We start from the raw sequence: 18,900 nt of genomic DNA, 5'->3' as shown, positions 1-18,900 counted from the left end.
CCGCAAGATGACCGAGACGTACCGCAACTACATCGATGGCGAATGGTGCGACAGCGCCAGCGGCCGTACCGTCGATAACGTCAACCCTGCCGACACGCGTGACATCGTCAGCCGCCACGCCGCGTCCGACGCGCGCGACGCCGCCGCTGCAGTGGCCGCTGCCGCAGCCGCGTTCGACGGGTGGAAAAAGACCCCGATCGGCAAGCGCGCGAAGATCCTCAACGATGCCGCCGCGCATCTGGAAGCCAACGCCGACACCATCGCCACCGAACTGACCCGCGAGGAAGGCAAGGCGCTGAACCTGGCGCGCGACGAGGTCATGCGCTCTGCGCAGACCCTGCGCTTCTATGCCGTGGAGGGTCAGACGTTCAGCGGCGAAAGCTATCCGAACGATGATCCCGACATGCTCGTCTACAGCCTGCGCGAACCGCTGGGTGTGGTGACGGTGATCTCGCCCTGGAACTTCCCCGTGTCGATCCCGGCGCGCAAGATCGCGCCCGCGCTGATCACGGGCAACACCGTGGTGTTCAAACCCTCGTCCGACGCGCCGCTGTCCGGCTACCGGCTGGCCGAAGCATTCGTCCGCGCCGGCATTCCGAAAGGCGTGCTGAACTTCCTGACCGGCAGCGCCGCCGAAGTGGGCCCGACCATCGTGGAATCGCGCGAGGTCCGCGCGGTCTCGTTCACCGGGTCGACCTCCGCCGGCGAGCAGATTCACAAGTCCGTGCCGATGACCACGCGCACGCAGATGGAACTCGGCGGCAAGAATCCGCTGATCGTCATGGAAGACGCCGATCTCGATCGCGCGGTGGACCTGGCAGTCAAGGGCGGCCTGTCGCTGTCGGGCCAGGCGTGCACGGGCACCAGCCGCATCCTGGTGATGCGCGACGTGAAGCAGGCATTCACCGAGAAGCTGGTGGCCAAGGTCAAGGCGCTGAAAATTGGCAGCGGCATGACGGCGGGGATGGACCTCGGCCCGCTGGCCACGCGCAAGCAACTGGAAACGGTGCTGAGCTACATCGCCATCGGCAAGCAGGAAGCGACCTTGCTGTGTGGTGGTGAACAGCTGTCCGACGGCGATTTCGCGCACGGCTACTACGTTGCGCCGACCGTGTTCACCGACGTGACCCAGTCGATGCGCATTGCCCGCGAGGAAATCTTCGGGCCGGTGCTGGCGATCATCGAAGTCGACAGTTACGCGGACGCCATCGCCCAGGCGAACGACACCGAGTACGGTCTGTCCGCCGCCATCGCCACGCGCAATCCGCGCTACATGCACGACTTCACGCGCGATATCGAATCGGGCACGGTCAAGATCAACCGCACCACCACGGGCAACCTGGTCAACGCGCCATTTGGCGGTCTCAAGCGCTCGAGCACCTCGACATTCCGCGAATCGGGACGCGCTGGCCTCGAGTTTTATACGCAGATCAAGACCGTCTACCAAGGCATTTGAGAAGGCACCTGAAGGATTACGAACATGAAGAAAGCCATCAAGCTCGAGTTGAAGGAAGCCCGCCACATGGTGGCCGCGGCCATTCGCAAGGCCGAGGAAATCGGCGTGCTGGAATCCATCTGCATCGTCGACGACGGCGGCTACCCACTGCTGCTAGAACGCATGGACGGCGCCCGCATCACCGGACCGCAGATCGCCTGGAACAAGGCCTTCACGGCCGCCGGCCACAAGCGTTCGACCCACCTGTTCAATACGCCGCCCAACGGCCCCGCGCTGCCCGGCAATGAGGCCTTCGGCATCCAGTGGAGCTTCGACGGCAAGTTTGCCGTGTTCGTGGGCGGCTACCCGATCGTGGTCAATGGCGAGGTGATCGGCGGCGTGGGCCTGTCCGGCGGTAACGGCGAGCAAGACACCGCGTGCGGCGTGGCCGCGCTCGAAGCGTTGCGCGACCTGCTGGCGGCGGAAGACCTGACCGTGCTGGCCCAGGCCGATATCAAGAAGTAATCAGGGAAGGAGTCGTCATGTCCTATCGGGTCGAGATTGCGGAAACGCAGCAGGTTTTCATGGTGGCGCCCGGCGAGTCCGTGCTCGATGCCGCCCTGCGCTGCGGCGTCAACCTGGCGCACGAATGCACCTTCGGCGGCTGTGGCACGTGCCGCGTGCGCGTGGTCGACGGTGCCGTGACCTATGAAGAATTCCCGATGGGACTGACGGAGGAAGAGGACGCAGCCGGCTTCGCGCTGGCCTGCCAGGCCCGGCCCGCCGGCGACCTCGTCATCAGCACCGCGCGCGCGGCGGAACCCGCGATTCCGGCGCGGCGTACCACCGCGACGGTTCAGGCCATCACCTCGCTCGGACCCGATGTGCTGCATCTGCGGCTCGCGTTGTCCGACGACGAGGCGTTCGCGTTCGAACCGGGCCAGTACATGAAGATCCTGCTCGAGGACGGCAGCCATCGCAGCTTCTCGATGGCATCGGCCCCGAACGGGAACACGGTGGACTTTCACGTACGGCAGATCGCGGGCGGACGCTTCACCACGGGCCAGCTTCCGCAACTACGGCCGGGCGACAAGCTCGACGTCGAAGTCCCGCACGGCAGCTTCAGCCTGCGCAAGGAAGACTACCGGCCGCTGCTGATGGTGGCCACCGGCACCGGGCTCGCGCCGATCAAGAGCATGCTCGAGGCACTGATGGATGATCCCGACTGTCCTCCCGTATGGCTCTACTGGGGGATGCGCTCGGCAGCGGATCTCTATCTCCATGACGAGATTGCCCGGTGGGGCGAGCGGCTCTACGATTTCCAGTACGTGCCGGTGCTGTCACGCGCGGACGATACCTGGCAGGGTCGGCGCGGCTACGTGCACGACGCGGTGGCGGCCGATATCGGCGACTTGTCCGAACACGCGATCTATCTGTGCGGCTCTCCGAACATGATCCACGACGCCAAACAGACATTCATGGTGCTGGGCGCGCAGGCGCCATTCATCTATTCCGACGGATTCACGTTCCAGCACGCGCCGGGCTGACGCCGGCGCGAGAACGCGCATCTCAATGTCTACCCTATGTCTGCACTCAGGGGGTGACGGTATACAATAGCGGCATTCACGCCGTGGCCCAGCGCAGCGGCGTCCACCGAATTCCGACGGCCGATCCCGACCATGAACGACGCCACTGCCAGTGCCTACAGCCAGATTCCGGATGCCCCGGCTGCCAGCCTTGGTGCCCAGCATTCCCCGCTTTTCGCGCTTGTCACCGATACGCTGCGCCAGCGCATTCTGGGCGGCCAGTACGAACCCGGCGAGCGGTTGGTGGAAAACACGCTGTCGCTGGAGCTGGGGGTATCGCGCATTCCCGTGCGCGAGGCACTGCGCGCGCTGGCGGCCGAAGGCCTGGTGCACATCGAGCCACGCCGTGGCGCCTCGGTGGCGCGGCTGTCACCCAATATCGCCCGCGAGATGGTGGAGGTGCGCGCCACGCTGGAAGGCCTCAATGCCAAGCTGGCCGCCCAGCGCCGCGACCCGGCATTGATCCAGGAACTCGAAAAGGTGTTGAAGGAAGGCAATGACGCTGTCGACAGCGGTCAGACCCAGCGCTTTGTCGAGTTGAATTCGCGCTTCCACGAGGTACTTGGCACCATTGCCGCAAACAGCGTGCTGCAGGAAATGATGCGATCGCTGCGCGAACGCACGGCGCTGCTGTTCGCCCCGGCGAACCTGACCCGCGCGCGCACCAACTGGGACGAACACGCGCAAATCCTTCAGGCAGTGATTGCCGGCGACGCCGACCTGGCATCCCTGCTGGCCACGCGGCATGTCTACAGCGCGGCCAAGGCCGTCGAGGCCATGAATCCCGACGCGACGGCAGCATCCGCATCCGCGGATGCCAACAAGGCGGCCTGACGACCTTCCCCCGCTTTTTCGGCTTTTCCGGCCTCTTCCGCCTCTCCCGCTTCTTCCCGAGTTACCCAATCCGTGGATCGGTCCGGTGCATCTCGCACCGGTGCCGGGCTGTCCGGCATTCCCATCGTGGCAAGCAATACCATGGTGCGCACCACGAAATGGCGCACTGCACCAATTTTGTGTATACTGTAGTCTGATGTTAACCACAATTGGGAATGACCATCATGCAATACCCGGATGCTTCGTATTTCGACCGTCCGGTGGGCGAGCAGCTCTTGAGCCACTTCGCACGCCGTGACGCCGTTCGGCACACCACGCCGTTGCTGCCGTTCCGATTCGCTGACGTGCTGGCGCTGTTCCGCGGCACGAACGCCCACCGCAAGACCGTCTGAGCGCACCGCGCACCCAAATAAAAACCGCCCCGAGGGGCGGTTTTTATTTGTCGGCGATTCGGCCGTGATGTGGATGATGCGCCCCAGAGCGCATCGGGGCACATCAGAGCGTCGTAGGCGGCAACTCCACACTGCCGAATTCGGCCGACCGCGTGCCGGCAACCGGCCGATTGCTCGCCCCAAAATACGCGAACGCCACCGACAGCTTGACCGCCTCGGAATCATTGCGACCCGCGGCATGGAATAGCCGGCTGTCGAACATCAATACGTCGCCACGATGCAGCGCCAGCGGCATGGTGCCCTTGAGCAACTGCTGGCTGGCAGGATGCGCCTCGATCAGGAACTCCGCCGGATCCAGCTGCGCGGGGTCGAGCTTCGCGCGGTGCGAGCCTGGAATGACGCGCAGCACGCCATTGCGCTCGTCCTCGTCACCCAGGGCCAGCCACACCGTGATCAGGTCGTTTTTGACGAACGACCAGTAACGGGTATCGCGATGCCAGCCGGTCTGGCTGCCGTAGTGCGGATGCTTGGTCATCACGCAGTTGTGATGGGCCAGCGTGAGGCGGGCCGGCTCGCCAAGCAGTGCCTCGACCGTGGCCACCACAGCCGGATCGCTGGCCCAGCGGCGGAACACCTCGTCGCGACCATAGGCCTGACGCAAGCGTCGCACCGTATGCCCGCCTGCCGATTCGCGCGTGGCCGGCGCCCCCGGATAACCCAGATCGGCCTCGAACTCGACCGGCGGCACCGCAGCGGCCAGTTGCTGCCGCGTCACCGCCTCCAGCGCCGCGCAAGTGGCTTCGCTCGCGAACTTGCGCAGCACGATATAGCCACCCGCGTGGAATTCGCGTGCCAGACTGGCCAGCGCGGCCTGATCAGCGAGCGGGGCGGAAGAATCAAAGTCGAGGGAAGCGGACGCGCCAGACGCGTGGTGTTGCGGGGCAGTCATTGCAGCGGAGGAGAAAATTCTGAAAGTGGCAAGTCGCCAACAAGGTCGATGATGCCAGAAGCCGCGAAATCCGGCGCGGGCTGGCGCCCGATTTCGAGAATTCGCCACGGGATCGCCATGCTTTCATGGCCCCCCAGCGTGCGGAAACCCACTGTCCGATGCGACCCGTGCGCCGCTACAATGGCCGGACCCTTGCACGGCCGACGGCAAGAATCCGGCCACTGCCTCCAACCCGACCCCAAAGAGCGCCATCGTGACTGCCCGACCCAAGATCGCCGCTTCGCTGACAGAGGTGCAAACCCAGCTGGGTCGTATCGTGCTGGGCAAACCGCGCCAGGTCAGGCTCGCCCTGGCCTGCATTCTGGCTGGCGGTCACCTGCTGCTGGAGGACGTGCCCGGGGTCGGCAAGACCACGCTGGCGCATGCGCTGGCCCGCACGCTCGGGCTGCATTATCAGCGGGTGCAATTCACGAGCGACCTGCTGCCCGCCGATCTGGTTGGCGTGTCGATCTTCAAGCGCGAGACCGGGGAGTTCCATTTTCATCACGGCCCCGTGTTCGCGCAGGTCGTGCTGGCCGACGAGATCAACCGTGCGCCACCCAAGACCCAGAGCGCGCTGCTCGAAGCCATGGCCGAGCGGCAGGTCACGCATGACGGCATCACCGAGACACTGTCGGCCCCATTCTTCGTCATTGCCACCCAGAATCCGCTCGAGCAGATCGGCACCCATCCACTGCCGGAATCGCAACTCGACCGCTTCACGATGCGGATATCGCTTGGCTATCCCGACGCCGCGTTCGAACGCGTGCTGTATCTCGGCGGCGCGATCAAGGACGAGGCGGAGGCGGTCATGGACGCCGATCAGGTGGTGGCCCTGCAGACCGCCGTGGAGAAGGTCTATGCCAGCCCGGCACTGGTGGACTACGTGCTTGCGCTGGTACAGGCCACGCGTGTCGAATCGAGCTTCGTGACCGGGCTTTCCCCGCGTGCCGGACTCGCATTGCTGGCCTGCGCGCGCGCCTGGGCATTGCTCGATCAGCGCGAGATGGTCTTGCCGGAGGACGTCCAGGCCGTGTTCGAGCCAGTGGCCGCGCACCGGCTTCTGCCCGCGGGCCAGGTCGCGCTGAACCAGGGCACCGATACACTGGCTCGCCTGCTGGCCAGCGTCGCAATTCCCTGAGGCCATCGGACACCCCCCCGCCCCATGACCACGCGGCCAGCCCTTCCCGCGCCCGATCACCTTGGCCCGACGCCGGGACGCTTCTCCGTGTGGTTGCGCCGCAAGCGCGCGCCCGTCAACGGTGTTGTCACGCTCGACCGCCGGCATCTGTACATCCTGCCTACACGCGGCGGCATCGGGTTTTCGGTGCTGCTGGCCACCATGCTGCTGACATCGCTGAACTATGCGATCAGCCTCGGCTTCGCGCTGACATTCCTGCTGGCCGGCATCGGCATGGGCTGCATGTGGATGGCTTACCGCAATCTGCTCGATCTGCGCGTGTCCGCCGGACCTGTCACACCGGCATTCGTCGGTGAGTGCGCGATTTTCACCTTGCACGTCGACAACCAGGATGCCGCCGCGCGAATTGGCATCGAGGCACGCACGCCGCTATCCGGTGCCGATACAGAAACGGCCGCCCTCACCCTCGACGGCGTTTCCAGTGGCACGTTGCCGGTGCGACTCTCCGCCATCCGGCGCGGACGACTGGTGTTGCCACGCGTCACGCTTTCCAGCCGGTTTCCATTCGGCCTCTTCCGCGTCTGGAGCTATGCCGACCTGGGACTTGCCACCGTCGTCTATCCCGCGCCGGAAGCCAGCCCGCCTCCGCTACCCCGGCACCCTCAATCCGACGATGCCGACGACGGCGCGGCCAGCTTCGCGGCTGACGACGGGATCGATCAGTTGCGCAGGTACCGGCCCGGCGATCCATTGCATCGCATCGCCTGGAAACACAGCGCGCGCACCGGAAAATGGCTGACCCGCTCGGGACACACACCGCAGCAGCCGAGTTGCTGGATCGACTGGAATACCCTGCCGCCGGCCATGGACACGGAAGCGCGTCTGTCCCGCCTGTGTGCCTGGGTGTTGATGGCGGGTGAGGTATCGGAAATCGGGTTACGCCTGCCCGGCGTCGAGATCACGCCGGGCCGCGGTTCCGCCCACGTACGTGCATGCCTGGAAGCCCTGGCACTCTGGCCGGAGCGGCGCGCACGATGAGCAAGAAGGCAAAGACCGTCGCGGTCCGGCCCCTCGGCCATCAGGAACAGGGGATGCTGATCGGCCAGCTTGCGCTGGTGCTGGCGCCGCAGGCGCGCACCCTGCCTGTGTCGGTCAGCCTGCTGCTGGTGCTGCTGCTGGCATGGCGCTGGATGCTATGGAAGCGGCGCGCGCCATTGCCCTCCAAACTGACAGTGGGCCTGGCCGCAATACTGGTGCTGGTAGTGGCTGGCGCGCTGGTCTGGCAGTCCGGCGGCAATCTGGGACGCGAACTCTGCATCGCGCTACTGGCGGCCTTCGTGGTGCTCAAGCTGATGGAAACCCGTGCGCTGGGCGATGCCACGCTCATCACGCAGCTTTCGTTCTACCTGCTGCTCACGCTCTACCTTGCCGATCAGCCATTCTGGCTGGCGCTCTACAGCATGGCGATCGGTGCATGGGTCCTCCGCAACTGGCTGCTGTTGCACCACCCCGAAGCGCGAGGCCGACTGGCGATCTGGCCGTTGCTCGGGCGCATGGCGATGTTCGGGCTACCGTGGGCGGTGTTCCTGTTCGTGCTGTTCCCGCGCCTCGACCATCCCTTGTGGCGCCTGCCGCAATCGGAGCCAATCGGTCGCACTGGCATCAGCGACACGATGAAGCCCGGCAGTATCGGCAAATTGATCCGTTCGCCCGACGTCGCGTTCCGCGTCGACTTCGTCGGAGAGGCACCATCACCCGCCTCGCTTTACTGGCGCGCTTTCGTGCTCTGGGATTACGACGGCGAGACCTGGCGGCCGGCCCGGTCCCGTTCGGTGCGTCCGGCCGACGGGCTGCGCGACGATATCGGTGACAGCGACTTTGCAGGTTCGGCGGCACCAGGCGCGCACGAGTACAACATCACGCTCGAGCCGACGCAGGCGTCGTGGCTATACGTGCTCGATCGTGGCCAGGCCATCTCGTCGAGCCTCAATGCGCAGGTTTCCACCGATAACGAGTTCTTTGCGAACCTCCCCGTCGACCGGCCGTTGCGCTATCGCGCCCGATCCGTATTTGGGGCGGCACCCGAGCCGCTGACCCAGCGCACGCTCCGACGAGCCCTGACGCTACCGGAAGGCAATCCACGCAGCCGCGAACTGGCTGCACGGTGGGCCAACGAGTATCCGGATCCGTGGCAGCGTGTGCAGGCGGCCCTCCGGCTCTTCGCTGCGGCGCCGTTCGCCTACACGCTGTCTCCACCGCCCCTTGACCAGGATCAGGTCGACAGCTTTCTGTTCGAAACGCACCGAGGCTTCTGCGAGCACTATGCCAGCGGCTTTGTGTTCCTGATGCGGGCAGCCGGCGTGCCGGCGCGTGTGGTGGCTGGCTATCAGGGTGGAGACTTGAACCCGGTCGGACGCCACTATGTGATTCGGCAATCCGATGCCCATGCCTGGGCGGAGGTCTGGATCGCACAGCGTGGTTGGGTCCGCGTGGACCCAACTGGTGCCGTCGCACCCAGCCGGGTCGAGCAGGGCGTCGACGCGGCGCTGGCTGGCGACGAAATCCCGGCGTTACGTGACCTGCGGGCACCGGGCTGGCTGCGTGATCTGCGCTGGGGTCTCGATGGTCTCAGCTATACGTGGCAACGCTGGGTATTGCAGTACGACCGTGTCCAGCAAGGAAAACTGATGGAGCAGGCTGGGCTGGCGGGCAAGTTGCCGTCGGTGCTGGTCGGCGGGCTGGCCGCCTTGAGTCTGCTCGCACTGTTGCCGCTCTGGCTGCGGCGCCGGCATGCCGATCCGGTCCAGGCACTCTATGACCGCTTCTGTGGGCTGCTGGCGCGGCACGGCTGCGTACGTGATACCTCAGAAGGGCCGCGGGACTACAGCGCTCGCGCCTGTGCAGCGCTACCTCGCGCGGCGTCCGCGGTGCAGGCGTTCACCAACGGCTACGTGGCATGGCGCTACGGTGCCCCAACGACGCAGCAGCAGACCGAAGTCATTGTCCGGCTGCGCACATCACTGCGCGAACTGTCGAAGGCACTGCGGTAATCAGTCCTTTCACGCTTCACCTTGCCAAAGGTCTGCACGCGACATATAGTTTCATCCGTAACTATTACAGATGAAATCATACAGTCATGTCATTCGAGCGTCGCATTGATCGCTTTTGCGCGGAGTATCCGGAAGCGCCCCGTGACCTGATCCTGGCATCGCGGCTATTGCTGAGGTCGGCACGGCTGCTGCGCCAGCATATCGAACGGGCGCTCGCCGTACATGATCTCGACCTGAACCAGTACCTCGTCATCAGCATGCTGGGGATCGACGCCATGGAACCGACCATGCCGTCCGAGCTGGGACTGACGATCGATGCCACGCGCACTCAGATGACCCGCCTCATCGACGGGCTCGAGACGCGCGGACTGGTCCAGCGCAAGGCTTCGCAGCACGACCGGCGCAGCCTCGAGCTCATCCTCACCCCCGCCGCCCACGACTTGCTCAAGCGTGCCGCACCGACAGTCCATGCCGCCTACGCCGAAGCTTGGGCCCCCATCGGCAAGACCGGTCTGGCAGCCGTCACGCGCGATCTCGGTCGGCTACATCAGCATCTGGCTGCGCTGGGAGCAAACGCATCGTGACCGCGCAGGCAGACCCGTGGCATCGGCTGCGCGCCCGCATGAGGTGGCTGCGCCTGCTCAGCCACCAGCAGCGGCAGACGTTGCTCATGATCTTGCTGGGCCTGGCTACAGGCGTCGAGTTTCTCGAGAACATCATGTTCGTGTTCGCGTCGAGCCATATCATCGGCGGGATCGACGCGGACCCGCGCAGCTTCGCGCTGGTCCAGGCCGCCTATGCCGTCGGGAGCATGCTGATGATCCTGACGCAGCATTGGCTCGCGCGGCGATTCGGATATCGCTACTACCTGACCGGGTCACTCCTGCTGTTCATGGCGGGCACGCTCGCGGCCGCTACCAGCACCGGACTGACGCAAATGGTGGGCGCCCGCTTCGTGCAGGGCGTTGGCGGCGGCGCGCTGTTCACGAGCTGCCGGATCCTGGTGAACATGATGTTCAGCCAGACCGACCGGGTGCGGGCTTCGCGCATCTTCATGCTTGGCATCTTCAGCGCTTCGGCGCTGGGCCCCGCCTTCGCCGCGGAGCTGGTCGATCGAGGCGTCTGGCAGGACGTCTTCTATGGCGTGCTGCCGTTTGCGGCACTTGCCACGATAGGCGCCTGGCTGTTGCTCCCGGACGCGGAAGCCCGCGATGACGTGGAAGGACCCGGGCTCGGTCCACTGCTGCTGTTCGGGGTCGCGATCGTCGCACTGCAGGCAACGTTGACGGAAGCCCGTTTCGACGTGTTCTCGCATCCGATACGCATTGCGCTGATCGCCGCGCTCGCGCTGACGCTGCTAACTGTCTTTCTGTGGCAGCAGTGGCACCACGAAAAGCCCGTGTTGCACCTGCGTGCGCTGTACCAGCCCGTCTTCCTGACCGGCCTGGCCATGTACTTCGTCTATTACATGATCAGCAACCTCGCCGCCTATGTGTTCCCGATCTACGCGGAGCAAGCGCTGCGGTTTCCGCTTGCCACCACCGGCTGGCTGAACACGTTCGCCGCGACGATCAGTCTGGTCGGCATCTGGGTGTACCAGCGCGTGGCGCGCAAGCTGAAACACAAGAAGCCGCTGATGACGACGGGGTTGCTGCTGATGGCTGGGGCGATGACGTGGTTCTCCTTCATGCCGCCAGACGTCGGCCCCCCAGCGCTCATCGTCGGGCTGATCGGCAAGGGGCTCTTCGGCGTGATGGTCATCATTCCGATCGCGGGCCTGACATTCGGCTCACTGGCCGGCGATGACTTCGCGCATGGGTATCGCAGCAAGAACCTGATTCGCCAGATCGCCAGTTCGTTTGCATCGGCGCTAGGTGCTGTCCTGCTGCAGAACCGGCAGTTCGCAGTGCATACGAGCCTGGTGCACGCCCTGGGGCAGCGGCCAGCCGAAACGGAGCAATGGATGCATACCGTGCAGGCTGCGCTGGTAGCACGCGGATTCGAGCCGGGCCAGGCCCATGCAGGTGCGCTCGCACAACTTGCTGCCCTGGTGGATCAACAGGCGCGGTTGATTGCCTGCGAGGATCTCTATCGATTGATTGCCGTGCTAGCCATGGCGGCTGCGGTCTTCATGCTAGTACAGCGTCGGCTCGACTAGTCAGGGAATGTGCCTTGCTTAGGCAGGAAAGGCGGGAGGGGTACTGCGTTTGCGCTGGCGACAGCGCGGCAATGGCGGCGGATCGCCATCACATCGATCAGGCGTGCGCAGGTTGCGCTCGCCCTTAGAACAACGACAACTGGCGCATGCCAAAGCCTACCGTTTCTTCCACTCGGGCACGCGCATGGGCCAGCGAGCCTTCTGCACCGGAGTAGTTGCCGGCTGCCCAGTGGTAGACCACGGGGAGATCGCCACGGTCGGACAAGCGGACTTCACCAAGTTTGTCGCCGCGTTCGTTGCGATAGTAGTGTGAGCGATAGCCCCGTTCCCAGTGCGGAGGAGCTTCTTTCTTGCGCCGACGCGGTGTCGGCTTCGTGACGGCTGGCGCAAGCCGCCGTGCCAGGTCAGTAGCCGGCGAGGTGGGGGCGCGGGCGAAATCCAACTGCATAGACTTCCTTCTTCTGTCGATTCAGCAAGAACCAGAAGTGGTGATCGCAATATCACCACACGCTTCATGCATCGCAGTCGAGATCATACCCGTTCAAACACGGTTTTGGTGTGTTTTGTCTCCCGGAAATCCGCTTCTGGCAAGGGTTTGCGGGACGTATACCCGTTTACGGTATACGTCCCGTATACGTGTTGCGAGGACCGTAAACCACTTCCTCGCACTCGCTCAGCCGAGGTCGAGCGGGATGAAAATCCGCGCATCGTCACGCTGTACCAGCAGTGCCACCTGCTTGCCAGACTTGGACACCAGCGTTCGCAGTTGCTCGGCGGAAGAGATCGGCGTGCCGTTCAGTGAGAGAATGACATCGCCCGGCTGGATACCTACTCGCGCAGCGGGTCCCGTCACGTCTTCGACCACGAGGCCGCCGTCTATGCCACTGTCGCGCTTCTCCGCAGGCGTCAGCTGACGAACCGCAAGACCCAGGCGTCCGCCGTCCTGACCACCGTTACCCTTCTGAGCCAGGGCGTCTTCCTTCACCGCCCCGACCTGGACCGTCAGCGTCATCGGTTGCCCCTTGCGGATGACCTTGAGCTTCGTCTCAGTGCCCGGCTTGAGGTCGGCCACATGCTCGGGCAGATCACCGGAATGATCGATGACGTCATCGCCGAGCTGCACGATCACGTCGCCAGCCTTCACACCACCTTTCGCCGCGGGGCTGTCCGGTTCCACCGAATTAACCAGCGCACCCGCAGGCTTCGGCAAGTTGAACGACTGCGCAAGCGCCTGGTTCACTTCCTGAACCGAGATACCGAGACGGCCGCGCGTGACCTTGCCATGGGCTACGAGTTGCTCCTCGACCTTGGTCGCTACGTTGATCGGGATGGCAAACGAGAGGCCCTGATAGCCACCAGTCTGGCTGTAGATCTGCGAGTTGATGCCGATCACTTCGCCGCGCTGATTAAACAGCGGACCGCCGGAATTGCCGGGATTCACCGCAACGTCGGTCTGGATGAACGGCACGTAGGTGTCATCGGGCAGCGAACGCGATTTGGCACTGACGATACCGGCAGTGACCGTGTTCTCGAAGCCGTACGGGGACCCAATGGCGAGCACCGGCTCGCCAACGCGGGTTTTCGACGGGTCGCCCAGCCGGACCGTGGGGAGATTCTTTGCATCGATGCGAATCACCGCGATGTCAGTCTGCGGATCGCTGCCTAACACCTTGGCCTTGAACTCGCGGCGGTCTGTGAGCTTCACCGTGACTTCGGTAGCGTTGTCGACCACGTGCGCATTCGTCAGGATCAGACCGTCCTGGCTAACGATGAATCCCGAGCCTAGTCCACGCACCAGCTGCGGCTGCGCATTCTGCGGCCCCTGGAACTGCGGGCCGAATCGCTTGAAGAACTGGAACAGCGGGTCATCCGGATCGACGCCCTGCGGCACTTGTGCCGAAGTACGCTGGGCGCGCGCGGTCACGCTGATGTTCACGACGGCTGGGCCATATTGATCCACGATGCTCGAGAAATCCGTTGGCGTGGCGACTGCAATCGGTCCTGCGCTTGCGGTGACCGGGGTCTGTGCGGCGTATCCCGGGGTGATCGCATCCTTCTGCAGATACGCGTAGCCGCCGGCAAGGGCAGCCAAGGCAGCGACACCGACAGCAGAGCGGGCGAGAGTCTGACGAATCATGGTGCTTTCCTTTCTCGATGGTCCATAGCGCCGACGGTTTTCTTGGCGCGACGGAATCATGGTAAGCAGCCACACTTAAGCCAGACTTAAAGAACCAGATCAGATCACGGTCTGGTTAGACTCACGCCACGAGTGCATCTTTGATTGCTTTTCCTCATCAAGGCTTGTGCACGCGCGTCGCCCATCTAATCTCTATAGGTTCGATGCAAATTTTATATTGCGAACAATTTAATTGTGTATAAGATATGTTCATGCGCGATACGACAACTCCCTCTCGAACTGAAGCATCAAGCAACGACTGGCTCTTGCTAGACCAACAGTTGTGCTTTGCCCTGTATTCGACTTCGTTGGCGATGACCAAGATCTACAAACCGCTTCTAAGTGAGCTTGGGCTTACATACCCACAGTACCTGGTCATGCTTGTGCTCTGGGAAAGCAACACGCTGACGGTCTCGGAACTAGGCACACGGCTGACACTCGATTCAGGCACCTTGACTCCGCTGCTCAAACGGCTCGAGTCAGCAGGATTAGTAGCACGCGAACGAGATGCCAAGGATGAGCGTCGTGTCCTTGTAAACCTGACGGATGCAGGCCGGAGGCTTCGCGCCTCGGCAGCCGACATTCCGGAGAAATTGCTGTGTGCGACGCAATGCTCGATCTCCGAGATTCAGTCTTTGACGTCGCGTCTTCATGCACTGCGGTCCACACTGGAAAGCGCACGGACCGATGATTGACCGGCAAAAGCCGGGACCTTTGACTAGCCCGCCCCCGCTGGGCAAAACCTGGAGTGTTCAAATGAAACTCGAAAAAGTCCTCTACACCGCTCACGCATCCGCAACCGGTGGCCGCGACGGCCGAGCCGAAAGCTCGGATGGCCAGTTGAACGTCAAGCTGGCAGTGCCGAAGGAAATGGGCGGCAGTGGCAACGGCATGAATCCAGAGCAACTGTTTGCGGCTGGATACTCGGCCTGTTTCCTGGGCGCAATCCGCTTTGTGGCAGGGCAACAAAAAATTGCGATCTCGCCTGACGCGAAGATCGAAGGCGCGGTCGGTATCGGCCAGATTCCCCAGGGATTCGGCATTCAGGCCGAACTGAAGATCTCTCTACCGGGCCTGGATAAGGAAGCCGCGCAGAAGCTGGTGGAAGCGGCCCACCAAGTGTGCCCGTACTCGAACGCCACCCGTGGCAACATCGACGTGACGCTGATCGTGGTTTGACGCTCGATCACGTGTGAAGAAAGAAAAAGCCGGCATTTTGCCGGCTTTTTCTTTTATGGATACGTTGTCCGGAGTTGGCTGCAGAAGTCGCGTTTCTGCGCCGCACTCATACGTTTTGTTCGTATCTCGGCCTTTAGGGCCTCCGATTTCGTCGAAAACTCAAGCCATCCAAGCAACCTCAGCGGCCGGCGAGAACGCGTGTACTTTGCGCCAGTTCCGGCGCGATGCTGAGCATATCGACGCTGAACGTCGGTGGTAATACCTGTATAAATGGATTCGCCTTCGCACTCGAGCAAATAGAGAAACCAAGTTGGTTCTTCGGTGGGTGCGGGCTCAATCTCGGAAGTCATGGCGGCAGATCATACGTTTGGGTGCCTGCCGTGGCAACGGTCTGGAGAGTTGCGGAGAGGGCTTCAACACCGCGCAAACAAACCGCGCCGGCAAAAGCAAAACCCCCAGCTTATGGGGCTGGGGGTTTTGGGTATAAGAGCCTGGCGATGACCTACTTTCACACGGGTAGTCCGCACTATCATCGGCGCGAAGTCGTTTCACGGTCCTGTTCGGGATGGGAAGGAGTGGTTCCAACTTGCTATGGTCACCAGGCATGAGGGGTTGCCGGGCTGACCCGAGGTCAGCGCGGCGAATCTGGGTGTAGTAAAGATTGGGTTGTGTTGCACACCTGGGCACAAGGCGCACTCACCAGGTAAAACACACTGGTTATAGGATCAAGCCTTACGGGCAATTAGTACTGGTTAGCTTAACGCATTACTGCGCTTCCACACCCAGCCTATCAACGTCCTGGTCTCGAACGACCCTTCAAGGAGGTCAAGCCTCCAGGGAATCCTCATCTTCAGGCGAGTTTCCCGCTTAGATGCTTTCAGCGGTTATCTCTTCCGTACATAGCTACCCTGCGATGCCTCTGGCGAGACAACAGGTACACCAGCGGTACGTCCACTCCGGTCCTCTCGTACTAGGAGCAGCCCCCGTCAAGATTCCAACGCCCACGGCAGATAGGGACCAAACTGTCTCACGACGTTTTAAACCCAGCTCACGTACCTCTTTAAATGGCGAACAGCCATACCCTTGGGACCGGCTACAGCCCCAGGATGAGATGAGCCGACATCGAGGTGCCAAACACCGCCGTCGATATGAACTCTTGGGCGGTATCAGCCTGTTATCCCCAGAGTACCTTTTATCCGTTGAGCGATGGCCCTTCCATTCAGAACCACCGGATCACTATGTCCTGCTTTCGCACCTGCTCGACTTGTCGGTCTCGCAGTTAAGCACGCTTTTGCCATTGCACTTTAGGTACGATGTCCGACCGTACCAAGCGTACCTTCGAACTCCTCCGTTACACTTTGGGAGGAGACCGCCCCAGTCAAACTGCCTACCATGCACTGTCCCCGACCCGGATTCACGGGCCAAGGTTAGAACCTCAAACAAACCAGGGTGGTATTTCAAGGACGGCTCCACGTGAACTAGCGTCCACGCTTCAAAGCCTCCCACCTATCCTACACAGATCGGTTCAAAGTCCAATGCAAAGCTACAGTAAAGGTTCATGGGGTCTTTCCGTCTAGCCGCGGGGAGATTGCATCATCACAAACACTTCAACTTCGCTGAGTCTCGGGAGGAGACAGTGTGGCCATCGTTACGCCATTCGTGCAGGTCGGAACTTACCCGACAAGGAATTTCGCTACCTTAGGACCGTTATAGTTACGGCCGCCGTTTACCGGGACTTCAATCAAGAGCTTGTACCCCATCATTTAATCTTCCGGCACCGGGCAGGCGTCACACCCTATACGTCCACTTTCGTGTTTGCAGAGTGCTGTGTTTTTATTAAACAGTCGCAGCCACCATTTTATTGCAACCCCTTCACCCTCCTGGCGCAGGCCAGTCAAGCTACAAGGGCGTACCTTATCCCGAAGTTACGGTACCAATTTGCCGAGTTCCTTCTCCCGAGTTCTCTCAAGCGCCTTAGAATACTCATCTCGCCCACCTGTGTCGGTTTGCGGTACGGTCTCGTATGACTGAAGCTTAGAGGCTTTTCTTGGAACCACTTCCAATTGCTTCGCAGCACTAGGCCGCTCGCCCCACATCCTTGAATTCCGCGCCCGGATTTGCCTAAGCGCCTTCTCCAATGCAGGGACCGGGACTTCCAACACCCGGACAACCTTCCGCGATCCGTCCCCCCATCGCATCATACGACGGTGCAGGAATATTAACCTGCTTCCCATCAGCTACGCATCTCTGCCTCGCCTTAGGGGCCGACTCACCCTACGCCGATGAACGTTGCGTAGGAAACCTTGGGCTTACGGCGAGGGGGCCTTTCACCCCCTTTATCGCTACTCATGTCAGCATTCGCACTTCTGATACCTCCAGCATCCTTTACAAGACACCTTCACAGGCTTACAGAACGCTCTCCTACCACGCACTTGCGTGCGTCCGCAGCTTCGGTGACTGGCTTAGCCCCGTTACATCTTCCGCGCAGGACGACTCGATCAGTGAGCTATTACGCTTTCTTTAAAGGGTGGCTGCTTCTAAGCCAACCTCCTGACTGTTTTAGCCTTCCCACTTCGTTTCCCACTTAGCCAATCTTTGGGACCTTAGCTGGCGGTCTGGGTTGTTTCCCTCTTGACACCGGACGTTAGCACCCGATGTCTGTCTCCCGTGATTGCACTCTTCGGTATTCGGAGTTTGCTATGGCGGGGTAATCAGCAATAGACCCCCCAACCATGACAGTGCTCTACCCCCGAAGGTGAGACACGAGGCACTACCTAAATAGTTTTCGGAGAGAACCAGCTATTTCCAGATTTGTTTAGCCTTTCACCCCTATCCACAGCTCATCCCCTAACTTTTCAACGTTAGTGGGTTCGGTCCTCCAGTACGTGTTACCGCACCTTCAACCTGGCCATGGATAGATCATCTGGTTTCGGGTCTACACCCAGCGACTCAACGCCCTATTCGGACTCGCTTTCGCTACGCCTTCCCTAATCGGTTAAGCTTGCCACTGAATGTAAGTCGCTGACCCATTATACAAAAGGTACGCCGTCACCCGTTTCCAGGCTCCGACTGTTTGTATGCATGCGGTTTCAGGATCTATTTCACTCCCCTCCCGGGGTTCTTTTCGCCTTTCCCTCACGGTACTGGTTCACTATCGGTCGATTACGAGTATTTAGCCTTGGAGGATGGTCCCCCCATCTTCAGACAGGATTTCACGTGTCCCGCCCTACTTGTCGTACACCTAGTTCCACAACGCTGTTTTCGCATACAGGGCTATCACCTGCTATGGCCGGGCTTTCCATCCCGTTCTGCTAACAATGCTGCTAAAGAGTACAAGGCTCTTCCCATTTCGTTCGCCACTACTTTGGGAATCTCGGTTGATTTCTGTTCCTGCAGCTACTTAGATGTTTCAGTTCGCCGCGTTCGCTTCCCTGACCTATGTATTCAGTCAGGGATGACCCATTCGGGCCGGGTTTCCCCATTCGGACATCTCCGGATCAAAGCTCGTTTGCCAGCTCCCCGAAGCTTTTCGCAGGCTACCGCGTCCTTCATCGCCTGTAATCGCCAAGGCATCCACCACATGCACTTGTTCGCTTGACCCTATAACGAGTGTGTCTCTCGGACACGACCGCCATAGGTCTGAGTTCTCGCGTTTGTGCCGTATTCCAAGTCATCTTTCGATCACTTTAAATACTTTTTGGTTGATACAATCACAACCCGGTATCGCGTTTGTACTACAGCGTCTCATCAACGCTCGCGACACCTTTACTACATCCCATATTGTTAAAGAACAGCCAGGCTTAACGCCTGTTGGCAACAGCCAAAGACAAACACTCAGGCGCCTCGCCTGAATTCTTGTCTTTGACTACAACCCCAAGGTACTGGTGGAGGATGACGGGATCGAACCGACGACCCCCTGCTTGCAAAGCAGGTGCTCTCCCAGCTGAGCTAATCCCCCGCG

The 18,900-nt window shown here is 61.7% G+C and carries 16 protein-coding genes, 1 tRNA gene and 2 rRNA genes; 12 read left to right on the top strand and 7 right to left on the bottom strand.

Going from position 1 to position 18,900, the window contains the following annotated elements; all coding sequences use genetic code 11:
- Positions 1-7 precede the first annotated feature (7 nt).
- From RMET_RS18890 to RMET_RS33645, 5 genes are all read left to right on the top strand, one after another.
- Positions 8-1,456, top strand: coding sequence for an aldehyde dehydrogenase family protein (locus RMET_RS18890; RefSeq protein ID WP_011518161.1), 1,449 nt, complete (start codon positions 8-10; stop codon positions 1,454-1,456).
- A gap of 24 nt (positions 1,457-1,480) precedes the next feature.
- Entirely contained in the window at positions 1,481-1,960 is a 480-nt protein-coding gene (locus RMET_RS18885; RefSeq protein WP_008646896.1) for a GlcG/HbpS family heme-binding protein, read from the top strand.
- Between the two features lie 17 nt (positions 1,961-1,977).
- Positions 1,978-2,982 carry a 2Fe-2S iron-sulfur cluster-binding protein gene (locus RMET_RS18880; protein WP_011518160.1) on the top strand — a complete coding sequence of 335 codons (1,005 nt, stop codon included), beginning with the start codon at positions 1,978-1,980 and terminating at the stop codon, positions 2,980-2,982.
- Positions 2,983-3,114: 132 nt separating this feature from the next.
- Positions 3,115-3,855 (top strand): GntR family transcriptional regulator, encoded by a 741-nt coding sequence (locus RMET_RS18875; RefSeq protein ID WP_011518159.1) that lies wholly within the window; start codon positions 3,115-3,117, stop codon positions 3,853-3,855.
- A 224-nt stretch (positions 3,856-4,079) separates the two neighbouring features.
- Positions 4,080-4,247 carry a hypothetical protein gene (locus RMET_RS33645; RefSeq protein ID WP_008646901.1) on the top strand — a complete coding sequence of 56 codons (168 nt, stop codon included), beginning with the start codon at positions 4,080-4,082 and terminating at the stop codon, positions 4,245-4,247.
- Between the two features lie 103 nt (positions 4,248-4,350).
- Here RMET_RS33645 and RMET_RS18870 read toward each other — a convergent pair whose 3' ends face one another.
- On the bottom strand, positions 4,351-5,196 hold the full coding sequence (locus tag RMET_RS18870) for a phytanoyl-CoA dioxygenase family protein (protein WP_011518157.1): 846 nt from the start codon (positions 5,194-5,196) through the stop codon (positions 4,351-4,353).
- 253 nt (positions 5,197-5,449) lie between these two features.
- Between RMET_RS18870 and RMET_RS18865 the strand changes: the two genes are divergently transcribed.
- The 5 genes from RMET_RS18865 (at position 5,450) to RMET_RS18845 (ending at position 11,584) form a co-directional block, all read left to right on the top strand.
- Positions 5,450-6,376, top strand: coding sequence for an AAA family ATPase (locus tag RMET_RS18865; protein WP_011518156.1), 927 nt, complete (start codon positions 5,450-5,452; stop codon positions 6,374-6,376).
- A gap of 24 nt (positions 6,377-6,400) precedes the next feature.
- Positions 6,401-7,414: a DUF58 domain-containing protein gene (locus RMET_RS18860; RefSeq protein ID WP_041240723.1), complete on the top strand. Its 1,014-nt coding sequence runs from the start codon at positions 6,401-6,403 to the stop codon at positions 7,412-7,414.
- The gene (locus tag RMET_RS18855; protein WP_011518154.1) at positions 7,411-9,426 is read left to right on the top strand and encodes a transglutaminase TgpA family protein; all 2,016 of its coding nucleotides are present in this window, start codon (positions 7,411-7,413) and stop codon (positions 9,424-9,426) included. Before RMET_RS18860 ends, RMET_RS18855 begins: the two co-directional genes overlap by 4 nt.
- 86 nt (positions 9,427-9,512) lie before the next feature.
- The gene (locus RMET_RS18850; RefSeq protein ID WP_008646910.1) at positions 9,513-10,010 is read left to right on the top strand and encodes a MarR family winged helix-turn-helix transcriptional regulator; all 498 of its coding nucleotides are present in this window, start codon (positions 9,513-9,515) and stop codon (positions 10,008-10,010) included.
- Positions 10,007-11,584: an MFS transporter gene (locus RMET_RS18845; RefSeq protein WP_011518153.1), complete on the top strand. Its 1,578-nt coding sequence runs from the start codon at positions 10,007-10,009 to the stop codon at positions 11,582-11,584. The genes RMET_RS18850 and RMET_RS18845 overlap by 4 nt, the downstream gene beginning before the upstream one ends.
- 124 nt (positions 11,585-11,708) lie before the next feature.
- On the opposite strand, the gene RMET_RS18840 is transcribed toward RMET_RS18845, so the two are convergent.
- The gene (locus RMET_RS18840) at positions 11,709-12,032 is read right to left on the bottom strand and encodes a hypothetical protein (RefSeq protein WP_011518152.1); all 324 of its coding nucleotides are present in this window, start codon (positions 12,030-12,032) and stop codon (positions 11,709-11,711) included.
- 225 nt (positions 12,033-12,257) lie between these two features.
- Positions 12,258-13,721 (bottom strand): DegQ family serine endoprotease, encoded by a 1,464-nt coding sequence (locus tag RMET_RS18835; protein WP_011518151.1) that lies wholly within the window; start codon positions 13,719-13,721, stop codon positions 12,258-12,260.
- A gap of 245 nt (positions 13,722-13,966) precedes the next feature.
- Between RMET_RS18835 and RMET_RS18830 the strand changes: the two genes are divergently transcribed.
- On the top strand, positions 13,967-14,455 hold the full coding sequence (locus tag RMET_RS18830) for a MarR family winged helix-turn-helix transcriptional regulator (protein ID WP_011518149.1): 489 nt from the start codon (positions 13,967-13,969) through the stop codon (positions 14,453-14,455).
- A gap of 61 nt (positions 14,456-14,516) precedes the next feature.
- Positions 14,517-14,939, top strand: coding sequence for an organic hydroperoxide resistance protein (locus tag RMET_RS18825; RefSeq protein ID WP_008646921.1), 423 nt, complete (start codon positions 14,517-14,519; stop codon positions 14,937-14,939).
- A 53-nt stretch (positions 14,940-14,992) separates the two neighbouring features.
- Here the strand turns inward: RMET_RS18825 and RMET_RS31810 are convergent, their stop codons facing one another.
- The 4 genes from RMET_RS31810 to RMET_RS18810 form a co-directional block, all read right to left on the bottom strand.
- Positions 14,993-15,289, bottom strand: a complete 297-nt coding sequence (locus RMET_RS31810; protein WP_011518148.1) for a GIY-YIG nuclease family protein — start codon at positions 15,287-15,289, stop codon at positions 14,993-14,995.
- Positions 15,290-15,428: 139 nt separating this feature from the next.
- Positions 15,429-15,542, bottom strand: a 5S ribosomal RNA gene (rrf, locus tag RMET_RS18820).
- 118 nt (positions 15,543-15,660) lie between these two features.
- A 23S ribosomal RNA gene (locus RMET_RS18815) occupies positions 15,661-18,539 on the bottom strand.
- A 282-nt stretch (positions 18,540-18,821) separates the two neighbouring features.
- Positions 18,822-18,897 (bottom strand) — tRNA-Ala (locus tag RMET_RS18810).
- Between the last annotated feature and the right edge of the window lie 3 nt (positions 18,898-18,900).

The sequence above is a fragment of the Cupriavidus metallidurans CH34 genome (assembly GCF_000196015.1).
GTDB lineage: Bacteria > Pseudomonadota > Gammaproteobacteria > Burkholderiales > Burkholderiaceae > Cupriavidus > Cupriavidus metallidurans.
Note: the sequence above shows the minus strand (reverse complement) of the source record. Positions and strands in the feature narration are given on the sequence as shown.

What these genes read in the sequence shown, in the direction of transcription:
- RMET_RS18890 (WP_011518161.1), top strand. Translation starts at nt 8, where the DNA reads ATGACCGAGACGTACCGCAACTACATCGATGGCGAATGGTGCGACAGC.
- RMET_RS18885 (WP_008646896.1), top strand. Translation starts at nt 1,481, where the DNA reads ATGAAGAAAGCCATCAAGCTCGAGTTGAAGGAAGCCCGCCACATGGTG.
- RMET_RS18880 (WP_011518160.1), top strand. Translation starts at nt 1,978, where the DNA reads ATGTCCTATCGGGTCGAGATTGCGGAAACGCAGCAGGTTTTCATGGTG.
- RMET_RS18875 (WP_011518159.1), top strand. Translation starts at nt 3,115, where the DNA reads ATGAACGACGCCACTGCCAGTGCCTACAGCCAGATTCCGGATGCCCCG.
- RMET_RS33645 (WP_008646901.1), top strand. Translation starts at nt 4,080, where the DNA reads ATGCAATACCCGGATGCTTCGTATTTCGACCGTCCGGTGGGCGAGCAG.
- RMET_RS18870 (WP_011518157.1), bottom strand. Translation starts at nt 5,196, where the DNA reads ATGACTGCCCCGCAACACCACGCGTCTGGCGCGTCCGCTTCCCTCGAC.
- RMET_RS18860 (WP_041240723.1), top strand. Translation starts at nt 6,401, where the DNA reads ATGACCACGCGGCCAGCCCTTCCCGCGCCCGATCACCTTGGCCCGACG.
- RMET_RS18855 (WP_011518154.1), top strand. Translation starts at nt 7,411, where the DNA reads ATGAGCAAGAAGGCAAAGACCGTCGCGGTCCGGCCCCTCGGCCATCAG.
- RMET_RS18850 (WP_008646910.1), top strand. Translation starts at nt 9,513, where the DNA reads ATGTCATTCGAGCGTCGCATTGATCGCTTTTGCGCGGAGTATCCGGAA.
- RMET_RS18840 (WP_011518152.1), bottom strand. Translation starts at nt 12,032, where the DNA reads ATGCAGTTGGATTTCGCCCGCGCCCCCACCTCGCCGGCTACTGACCTG.
- RMET_RS18835 (WP_011518151.1), bottom strand. Translation starts at nt 13,721, where the DNA reads ATGATTCGTCAGACTCTCGCCCGCTCTGCTGTCGGTGTCGCTGCCTTG.
- RMET_RS18830 (WP_011518149.1), top strand. Translation starts at nt 13,967, where the DNA reads ATGTTCATGCGCGATACGACAACTCCCTCTCGAACTGAAGCATCAAGC.
- RMET_RS18825 (WP_008646921.1), top strand. Translation starts at nt 14,517, where the DNA reads ATGAAACTCGAAAAAGTCCTCTACACCGCTCACGCATCCGCAACCGGT.
- RMET_RS31810 (WP_011518148.1), bottom strand. Translation starts at nt 15,289, where the DNA reads ATGACTTCCGAGATTGAGCCCGCACCCACCGAAGAACCAACTTGGTTT.